Here is a 9,773-nt window from a genome sequence, read left to right as displayed (position 1 = left end):
CTTGCGGCCCGCCACCCGCATCGCCGAATCGCCGCGCCCGATGCCGCAGACCGTCCGGTTGCCGTACATGTCGTTCAGGGTGGCGAAGGTGGAGGCGGTCGTTTCGAGCGACCTTGTCCCCGGAGCCGTCACCATCGGGCCAACGAGTAGCTGCTCGGTGTGGTCCAGGATGCGGCTGTAGATCACGAAGGGCTCCTGCCAGAGCACCGCCGAGTCGAAGGTCCAGCCGTAGCGGAACCCGTTGTTCTCCGCGCGCCGCATCAGATCCACGACGGCCGAGGCGGGCGGGTCGGTCTGCAGAACAACGCCGAAATCCATACGTACACTCCTTGATCACGTGCCCCGCCTTCCCCGTCAGCATCTGCCAGGGCCCATGTGCACAGGAAGTCCGGATCACGCCGAACCCGTCCATGTTCGCTGCCATGAACTGGCGCGTTCGTGTCGAGCCCGCCGAGCACTCGCGGCCGAGCGCGGCCAGGTGGTGCTGCCGTTCCACCTGGCCGGCCGCACCGGACGAACACGCACATCCGGTCAGGGCGCAACTGCCCGCCCCGGATGCGATCGAGCGGGCGGGCCTTCGCGCCACTGCGCCGTATCCGTACTGTCCTTGCCCCTCGTGGAGCGGGTCAGACGGCAGAGCGACGGCCAGACGAAGAGGACGACGGGGTAGATGGCGTAGCCGACGCGGGTGGCGGGGGACAGGGCTATGGCCAGGGACAGGCCCCAGCCGAGCCGGTGGGCCGCGGCAGCCGCGGTTCGCGGCGGACGGATGAGGAGCGAGGCTGCGACGGCCACGGCGCTCACGGCGATGAGTGCCACGGCGACGCTCTTGCCGTGCGGCAGTGTGGCGACGAGCAGATGCCCCAACAGCGGGCTCTCGGCCGATGACGTCGTGGCGCTCAGCCCGAACGGGTAGAGGACGACGTTCTGGTAGAACCCGGCGGGGTCGACCAGGAGCGGGGGCAGCACGGCGAGCGCGCCGACTCCCGTCGAGACGACGACACACTTCGCCGCCGGGCGTCGGCCGCCGGAAGCCATCAGCAGGGAGGCAACTACGGGAATGGCCGGCCACGCGGTCCACTTCAACGACGCCGCCACACCCAGCGCCACACCGGAGAGGCCGGGGCGCCCGCGATGCGCACACGCCAGAGCGAGCAACAGGAGCCCGACCACCGGCGGATCCACGCCACCGAAGGCAAGGGGAAGAGCGACCAGTGGGCATGCCGTGAGCCACAGCACTCCTGTAGCCGTGGTGGAGCCACGTTCGTAGCGACACACCCCTTGCATCGTCACGCGCATGGCACCGATGGCCGTGGCCAGATAACCGACGAGACACCACAGCCGGGCACTGGTGAGCATGCTGTCCCCGAACAGCACACGCGGCAGCCCGAAGAGTGTCATTCCCGGCAGGTACGGATTGAAGTCCGGCACCTCAACGGGGTGGTGGAGATAGGGAGTGCCGGAGGAGGTCAGAAGGTCGGCTCCTCGCTCGACGACTCCCACCTCCATCTGCTCAAGGCCGGCGACCGTCAGCCACACCAGCGGCACGGCCACCGTCCCGATGACGGCGATGAAACCGGCGAGGTGTGGCCAGCGCACGGGCGACCTGGCCGCCGCCAGGCTCGCGCACGCATAGCCCACCGTGGCGATGAGACCCCACGTCTGCTGTGAGGTGTGGACGGGTGATGCCAGGCCAACGACCAAAGCCGCTATGGCACTTGTCGCCAGTGCGGGCCAATCCCATCGCCGGTACTTCGCGCGGAGTCCTGGGATGGAATGGGCGATGTCGGTTGCCTGTCGGGATATGCGCATCAGCATGAGTGGCCAGCCGTTCGTGAGCACCCGAGCCAGTGGCAGGGGCCATCTCGGCTGTGTCGGGCAGGAGCGGTTCATGGGTGCGGGAGACTATACACAGGATGTATACGCACTATGTATAGTGGCGCCATGTTCATCCGCTCCATCCACCTCATGTCGCCCCTGAGTAACTCTTCGCCGGGGGTGCCACCGGGTTCTCCGCCGCTCGGGAGTCGCGCAACACCGCCTCGATCTCGGCGAGTTGGACGCGATGGCCCCAGTGGCTTGAAGGCCGCTGCAGAAGAGGTGCGCCAAGAGGTCCCACCGGCCTGGCCTCGAACGGCGCGTACGAAGGGGTGCGTAGCGACCAAACTCGTCAACGGCGGCGGCCCTGAGGATCAAGGGCGCGGTCATGGCCGTACTTGCCGTACGACAGGGCCCGGCGAACGGGCTCGACGAGTTCATCCAGGCAGGCCAGTACATGGCCGACCGAAAAGACCAGCTCACCAACAACCACGTCGCACAGGTCCAGTGCCCGATCAACGAAGCAGACGGCGTTCTTGTTGCACGGCCTGCCCGCCGTCGCGATCGCCACCGCGACTCGCCGCACCGGTCGTCTACGGTGCCCTGGGCCGGCCCCTGATGGTCCGGCAGCCGGACCGCTCCCAACGTGACGGCAACCGGGCCAGCCGGGTTCCGCTCCAACGAGGCGAACGACCTCTAGTTGGTGTTCACCTTGACGGTGAACAGCGACAACAGTCCGGACGTCACTTGCATCCTGTGCGACGGCGTTGGCCGGGTCCGCCAGACTCAGGCCCCGCGCCGGGACGGCGGCCGGAGCCTCAGCGACGACGCGTGGCCACGGCAACGTGTCTCACGATCTTGTCTCTTTGCCGGCCTCGTGACGTCTGTGGGCGGGGGAGGGGTCGGCTTGCTCGTCGGAATGGTGAGGGAAAGGATCGACGGGCCGTGTCGGCGCCATTGGCCGACGGCGCACAACAAGGGCGAGGTGGGGCGGGATGAGCGAGCACGGCCGACGGCGGCGGCGCCGTACGGTGGACCGGGTCGTGTGGATCTTGGAGGCCGCCGCGCGGGCGCCGGGTGGGGTGACCGTGGCCGAGTTGGCGCGGACGGCCGGGGTGCCGACTTCCCCGACGGGTCGCTCTACGCCGATCTGCGTGGGTTCAGCGACACCTCGGACCCCGAACCGGCCGAGCTGCTGCGGGAGTTCCTCGTCGCTCTCGACGTTCCACCCTGCCGGATGCCCAAGTCGGCGGACGCCGCCGGTGTCCTCCGCTCGCTCACCGCCGAACTGCGCCTGCTCGTCGTCCTCGACAACGCCCGTACCTCCGCCCAGGTGCGCCCGCTGCTGCCCACGGGACCCGGCTGTGTCACCGTCGTCACCAGCCGTGCCCGCCTCACCGGTCTCGTCGCCTCCGACGCCGCCCGCGTCCTCGCCCTCGACGTCCTCGCCACCGACGACAGCGTGGCCCTGCTCACCCGCGTCCTCGGCGAGCACCGCACCGCCGCCGAGCCCCAAGCGGCCCGCCGCACAGCCGAGTTGTGCGGCGGGCCGCCCGCTCGCACTGCGGGTCGCCGCCGCTCGGCTCGTGGAACTCCCCGCCCTCGGCCTCGCCTCCCTCGCCGACCGGCTCGCCGACGAGCGCCAGCGGCTCGCGTTGCTCGCCGCCGAGGACACCGGCGTCGCCTCCGCGCTGCGGCTCACCGCCGCCCACCTCCCCGCCGACGCCGCGCAGCTGTTCACCGCGCTCGGCCATCACCCGGGCACGCACGTCGACCGGTTCAGCGCCGCCGCGCTCGCCGGCACGCCCTGCCGGATGCGGCCCGCGCCCTCGACCGCCTGGTCACCGCGCACCTGCTCACCGAGACCGCCCCCGGCCGCTACGTCCTGCACGATCTGGTCCGGCTCCACGCGCGTGGCCAGAGCCACGACCCGGCCGCCCGCACCGCGGCCCGGCTGCGCCTGTACGACCACTGCGTGGCGACCGCGCTGTCCGCGTCCGAGGCCGCAGAACCCGGCGGGGAGCCCGCCTTCGTACAGCCCGATGACTTTCAACAGCCGCCCACCGTACGGGACTTCACCAGCCGCGAGGAGGCGCTCGGCTGGTTCGCCGCCGAGCGCGACGACCTCGCCCTGATCGCCGCTGCGGCCCGCGTCGAGGACCGGCCCGAGCGGGCCTGGCGGATCGCCGTGACCCAGTGGCCGCTCGTGGTCTGGCGGGTCCTCGCCGACTGGGCGCCCACCCTGGAGGCCGCCCTCGCCGATGCCCGCGCCTGCGCCGACCCCTATGCGGAGGCCCGCGTCCTGACCCTGCTCGGCTGGGTGCTCGCCGAGGAGGGCCGCACCGCCGAGGCCGTCCGGCACCTGCGCGTCGCGCCCGAACTCGCGGCCCGCGCAAGCGACGTACTCGGCGAGGCCACCGCCCTGGTCACCCTCGCCGCGGCTCTCCCCGACGACGAACCCGGCGCCGCCGAAACGGCCTGCACCCGAGCCCGCGCCCTCGCCACCGAGGCCGACGACGCGCACACCCGGATGCTCGCGCTCCAGCAGGAGATTGACAGGTCGACGGCGACGACAGCGAGGTTGGGGGTGAGGTGCTGGACGCAAGGCGGGCGGGTCCCGCCAGGCCGGGGTGCAGGTTCGAGGTGGGTGCCGGTACTCCACCGCCACGTTCGGCGTATTCGTTCGTTACAGCCGGTGTGATTTCTTCAGGGGGGTTGAACGATGCCGGTGGATGATCTCCTTCTGCGGGTGCGTGATGTACGCAAGCGTTATCGGCGGCGCGCTGTGCTGTGCGGAGCGAGTCTGGATCTGTCGGCCGGTCGTCTGGTGGGGATCGTCGGGGAGAACGGGGCGGGGAAGAGCACCCTGCTGCGGATCCTGATGGGGGATCTGGCCATGGACAGCGGGACGGTGGAACGCTGGGGACATGTGGGCTATTGCCCACAGAAGACGGTTCTGCATGAAGCCTTCACCGTCGACCAGCACCTGCGCTTCTTCCAGGTCGCCTACGGCCTGGACAGCCTCGACCGGGCGCTGGAACTGCTGGAAATGTTGAACTTCGCCGACTACCGCCATGCCCGTCTGGGAACGCTAAGCGGCGGAACCCGGCAGAAGCTGAATCTGACGCTCGCCCTGATGCACGATCCGCAGGTGCTGCTCCTGGACGAGCCCTACCAGGGCTTCGACTGGGAGATGTATCTGCGCTTCTGGGAAGTGGCCGGTTCGTTGAGGGACCGCGGCCGTTCGGTCCTGGTGGTCTCTCACCTGGCCTACGACACCGAACGCCTGGATGCTGTGTACCGGTTGCACGGCGGGGTGTTGAAGCAGGCGCAGCGCGCGGCCGTCGGCGCTGGGACCGGTGGCGAGTGAGCCGGACCTGGCTGTGTTTCGGCACAGCGGTGCGCTTCGCTGTCCTTGAGCAGGTGCGCAACCGCCTGGCACTGGTATTGGTGGTGTTCTTCATTCCTTTGTGGCTCACACTCGCCTACACCGTGAGCGCCAGGACACCCGTGCCGTTCTTCCTGCGCGCGGCCGACCGAACGATCACCGTCGACGGCAACATTTTCATCCAGCTCACCGGAGCGATGCATTCCCTCGCTCTGATCATCGGCTTCATGATGTTCCTCGCCACATCCCAGTCCGCGGACTTCGACCGCCGCCTGCTGAGGGCCGGCTATCCGCAGCTCTGCCTGGTACTGGCCAAGTACGCGACGCTGCTCCTCACCGCAGCTGCCGTCGCTCTCTATGCCACCGTCTGGATCCGGGTCTTCTGGCAGCCCGAACGGCTGGGGCTGCTTGCTGCCGCACTGTTCGTCGGTTCGCTGATCTACGGTGGCGTCGGCGTCATGCTCGCCGCCGTACTGCGCAGTGAACTCGCCGGAATGTTCCTGATCATCATGGTCAGCTTCCTCGACGTGGGGTTGCAGAACCCGATCGCCAATCCGGCGGCCGGCAATCCTGCGTTGCGTTTTCTGCCGACCTACGGTGCGATGCAGTCCGCCGCCACCGCTGCACGCCTCAACGTGCTGCCCTGGTCCTACCTCGCCCTGGGACTGTGCTGGGCGCTCACCATGGCGGCCATCGGCATGGCGTCGTTCGCGGTCCGCAACCGGCACTGCTCCCGTGGCAACGGCCGCGCCACCGGGCTCGCTGGACCGACGCTCTGCGCGCCGGGCGCCCTCATGAAGGGGCCGCCAACACCATGAGGGACAGCGATGTTACTGGCGCACCCGCCCCCTCGGGTTCCCGCGCGCCAGCACCGCGCTCCGGCCGCCGACTGCTGCACCCGCGCCCGGTACCTCCAGCGGGCACTCGACGGGTACCGCCATCGCCACCAGCCATCCAGCACCATCGCCGAGCTGCCACCCGCCAGCCGGCAACGAGTGCGGTGACCACCCACGCGCCCCCGGCGGACTCGGCACCCGACGCCCGCACGCGCGCCGCCACCGGAGTCTCCGCATTGCTCGCTCCCACCCCCGTCTTCACAGCGGGACTCCTGGGCATGGGATGGTTCGGGCACGGGGCTGTCGGAGCAGGCTGGGGCGCGGCGACAGCTCTGTTCTGCGCGGCCGGCCCGCAGATCGTTGTGCGCCGGGGCCTGCGGCGCGGCGCCTGGAGCGATCTGTCCGTACCGCGGCGGCGACAGCGCCTCCTCGTCCTGCCGGTCGCCATGGCATCAGCCACCGCCGGGCTGCTACTGCTGCTCACGCTCGACGGCCCACGTGAAATGGCAACCGCGGTGCTGGCCGCAGTAGTCACAGCGGTCGCGGTCTTCGCCGTCACCACGGTATGGAAGGTGAGCGTGCACGCCGCCGCTTGCGCCGGAACGGCGACAGTCCTGGCCTTGGCCCTGGGACCGTGGTGGACACTGTGCGGCCCGCTGGTGGTGCTCACCGGCTGGTCCCGCATCACTCTGCGCGAACACTCCCCCGCACAAGTCATCGTCGGCGCGGTCCTGGCATCGGCAACAGCCCTTACGACGTTCGCCCTTCGCCCGTGAGGAGTTGTCCTTACGTCTTCGACGGCAGGCATGCCCTGACGGCTCGGGCCAAGAGCGCTTGACAGGATGTCAGGTCGCCCGGCCCGGAGCCTTCCGCGTGTGCGCCGTGAACCTCCGTTGGGGTGCGGATCTGAAGTGAGTTCCGTGGTGCGCGACCCGCTCGCGGGCCCCGGCAAGATGGTCGAACGGAAATCCCGGGATGAGGCGGCGGCGTCCGGTGGATGTCGTGTGGCGGTCAGGGCCGTGCAGGGCCGCAAGGTTGACGCGTTGTGCGGTTGCCGGCCCGTGGTGGTGTAGCTATACCGGATTGGTCCGGCGGGCGCGGAACCGGTCGGCCCTGTGCCCGGGTTGCCATTCGAGGGACGATGCATGAGCCTTCACCGCACCACGCAGGATGGCGTGGCCAGGGCCGCAGCCGCGGTGCTGTGCCTGGCTGTCGCCTGGATACACATCAAGGACCAAGGCGGCTTCCCAGGCGACAAGACGCCCCACTACGTTGCCATCGGTTACTACATTCTCGAAGGCGCCGGTGCCCTGGGGGCCGCACTTCTGCTGGCGGGATGGCGGACTCGGCTGTATCCGGCCGACTGGCTGCTGGCGACGGCGGTCGCGGCCGGTCCCCTCCTCGGCTACGTGCTCTCCCGAGGGCCAGGACTCCCCAACTACGGCGACGACAAGGGCAACTGGACGGAGCCCCTGGGCGTGGCCAGCCTCGGTGTCGAGGGCACCCTGCTGCTCCTTGCCATCATTGTGCTGGCGATGTCCCGCAGAGCGGCACGCGCCCCCGAACCGTGATGTCCGCGTCTCTCGGTAGGCGGCGGGGCCCTTCAGCCTGTGCCCCCATGGGGCTGAGGCGGTTGGACAACGGGGACCCGGGACGAACGTTCCGTCACCGGCGGGGTTGTCGGCCATCCGTCCCGGGCCTCGCCACGGTAGAGGAGATCCGGCCGGGCGCGGTGGGCTCGCGGTGGCGCTGCCGCCGCGGCCGCCCGCGCCCATGCCGCAACGGTGTGGGCCCACAGCCCGTGCTGCTGCGAGGTGGGGTGCGTAACCATGGTGGCCCTCGAATCCTGGACGTAATGTCTGCGTAACCCCGAAGTCGCACACCGGCATTCGAAGCAGGGCACGGCCGCACTTTCCCCTCCCCACTCGTCGCGATCATCCAGGTGGCACGATGAACCCCGCTTCCTCCTCACCCGTACCGCGCCGCTCGGCTCACCTCCCCCGGCCACGGCACACCTCCGCAATGGTGCTGGTCATGTCCCTGATCGCCGTGGTCCTCGGGTTCTCCCCGGCCCCGGCGCAGGCCGCGAGCCTGCAGCAGGTCACGAGTTTCGGCTCCAATCCCGGCAACCTGCAGATGTTCCAGTACATCCCCGACAACCTGCCGTCCGGCGCGCCGCTGGTCGTCGCCCTGCACGGCTGCACCCAGAGCGCCGACGACTACTACAGCCACTCCGGCTGGCCCAAGTACGCCGACATGTACGGCTTCGCACTCGTCTTCCCGCAGACCACCAGCTCCAACAACGCCAACTCCTGTTTCAACTGGTACCAGTCCTCCGACTACACCCGCGGCCAGGGCGAGGCACTGTCCGTCAAGCAGATGGTGGATTACGCCAAGTCCCGCTACGGCAGTGACCCCAGCCATGTGTACATCACCGGGCTGTCGGGCGGCGGTGCGATGACCTCGGTCGTGCTCGCCGACTATCCCGACGTGTTCGCGGGCGGAGCGATCGACTCCGGCATACCGGCAGGTTGCGCGACCGACCTCTCCAGCGGTCTGACGTGCGAGTACGGCGCGGTGGACAAGACACCTCAGAAATGGGGCGACGCGGTCCGCAGCGCCTCCGGCAACTGGGGCGGACCCTGGCCGCGCGTCGCGATCTGGCAGGGCACCGCCGACAGCACGGTCAATCCGGCCAACGCCACCGAGGAACGCGACCAGTGGACCAACATCTGGGGCATCGGCCAGGCCCCGTCCTCGACCATGAACCTGCCCGGGGGCACCACGCAGGCCGTGTACAACGACGCGGGCGACAAGCCCGCGGTGGAGACCTTCACCGTATCCGGCATGGCGCACGGCCTGGCGGTCAGCCCTGGATCCGGTACCGACCAGTGCGGCAGCACCGGCACGTACTACCTCAACTACATCTGCTCGTCCTACTGGACCGCGAAGTTCTGGGGCCTCGATGCCTCCGGCACCGGCGGCCTCCCGGCACCCGCCGACCTCGCGGTCACTGGCACGACCGACACCACCGCGTCGCTCTCCTGGTCCTCTGTGAGCGGAGCAGCGTTGTACAACGTGTATCGCGACGGTGGCAAGGTCGCATCGGTCAGTGGCACGTCGTACACCGACAAAGGGCTCAACACCGGCACGACGTACGCCTACACCGTCGCCGCCGTGGACGCCGCCGGCAAGGCCGGCGCCCAGCCGTCGGCGGTCTCGGCCACCACCACCGGGCACCGGTCGCAGTGCTTCACGGACAACAACTACAACCAGGTCGCGGCGGGCCGCGCCCACCAGAGTCTCGGCAACGTCTACGCCAACGGCTCCAATCAGAACATGGGCCTGTACAACCTCTACACCACCCACACCCTCGAAGAGACCTCGTCCGGCTACTACGTGATCGCTGACGCCGGCTGCCCGTCCTGACCGCCGCGCCGCGGAGACATCGAGCGGGCCGCACAAGCCGCGGTGCCTGGCGTGGGGACGAACATCACGGCTCCGCGGACTCCTTACCGAGACCGTGAGCTCTTTTCGATCTGGCGGTCTGGGCCACGAGTTGGACGGTCCTGCGTAACGACGAAGCTCCTGGCAGCACGGTGTCATGACCAAGATCCACCGTGCTGCCAGGCGCCTCGCGTGCTTGTCTGCCCGTCCTCGATCGGCCTGTCCAGCCGCACCCTGCAGTACCTGACCGGACAACTCGCCTTCCGAAGGCGGGAAATCGGTAC

9 protein-coding genes are annotated in these 9,773 nt (G+C 69.4%); 6 read left to right on the top strand and 3 right to left on the bottom strand.

The genetic code is table 11. The features are described from left to right. The 3 genes from ADK54_RS07905 to ADK54_RS07895 form a co-directional block, all read right to left on the bottom strand. A partial coding sequence (locus ADK54_RS07905) for an LLM class flavin-dependent oxidoreductase (RefSeq protein ID WP_159047663.1) occupies nucleotides 1–318 on the bottom strand: 318 nt, incomplete at its 3' end. Between the two features lie 213 nt (nucleotides 319–531). Continuing rightward, nucleotides 532–1,704 carry a glycosyltransferase family 87 protein gene (locus ADK54_RS07900; protein WP_234391959.1) on the bottom strand — a complete coding sequence of 391 codons (1,173 nt, stop codon included), beginning with the start codon at nucleotides 1,702–1,704 and terminating at the stop codon, nucleotides 532–534. A 466-nt stretch (nucleotides 1,705–2,170) separates the two neighbouring features. Beyond that, on the bottom strand, nucleotides 2,171–2,389 hold the full coding sequence (locus ADK54_RS07895) for a hypothetical protein (RefSeq protein ID WP_159047662.1): 219 nt from the start codon (nucleotides 2,387–2,389) through the stop codon (nucleotides 2,171–2,173). Nucleotides 2,390–2,863: 474 nt separating this feature from the next. Here ADK54_RS07895 and ADK54_RS45745 point away from each other — a divergent pair, with 474 nt between their 5' ends. The 6 genes from ADK54_RS45745 (at nucleotide 2,864) to ADK54_RS07850 (ending at nucleotide 9,471) form a co-directional block, all read left to right on the top strand. Next, complete coding sequence (locus ADK54_RS45745) at nucleotides 2,864–4,519, top strand: hypothetical protein (RefSeq protein ID WP_159047661.1); 1,656 nt, start codon at nucleotides 2,864–2,866, stop codon at nucleotides 4,517–4,519. Between the two features lie 21 nt (nucleotides 4,520–4,540). Continuing rightward, a complete protein-coding gene (locus tag ADK54_RS07870; protein ID WP_053724815.1) occupies nucleotides 4,541–5,188 on the top strand; it encodes an ATP-binding cassette domain-containing protein in 648 nt (215 codons plus the stop codon). A gap of 53 nt (nucleotides 5,189–5,241) precedes the next feature. Then, nucleotides 5,242–6,024, top strand: a complete 783-nt coding sequence (locus tag ADK54_RS07865; protein WP_234391958.1) for an ABC transporter permease — start codon at nucleotides 5,242–5,244, stop codon at nucleotides 6,022–6,024. Between the two features lie 182 nt (nucleotides 6,025–6,206). After that, nucleotides 6,207–6,818, top strand: coding sequence for a hypothetical protein (locus ADK54_RS07860; RefSeq protein WP_053724814.1), 612 nt, complete (start codon nucleotides 6,207–6,209; stop codon nucleotides 6,816–6,818). 369 nt (nucleotides 6,819–7,187) lie between these two features. Beyond that, entirely contained in the window at nucleotides 7,188–7,613 is a 426-nt protein-coding gene (locus ADK54_RS07855) for a hypothetical protein (RefSeq protein ID WP_053724813.1), read from the top strand. A gap of 463 nt (nucleotides 7,614–8,076) precedes the next feature. Next, a complete protein-coding gene (locus ADK54_RS07850; protein ID WP_234391957.1) occupies nucleotides 8,077–9,471 on the top strand; it encodes an alpha/beta hydrolase family esterase in 1,395 nt (464 codons plus the stop codon). The last annotated feature ends 302 nt before the right edge of the window (nucleotides 9,472–9,773 follow it).

The sequence above is a fragment of the Streptomyces sp. WM6378 genome (assembly GCF_001279695.1).
In the GTDB taxonomy this organism is placed as follows: domain Bacteria; phylum Actinomycetota; class Actinomycetes; order Streptomycetales; family Streptomycetaceae; genus Streptomyces.
The sequence above is the reverse complement of the archived record's forward strand: the minus strand, read 5'-3'. Positions and strand labels throughout refer to the sequence as shown.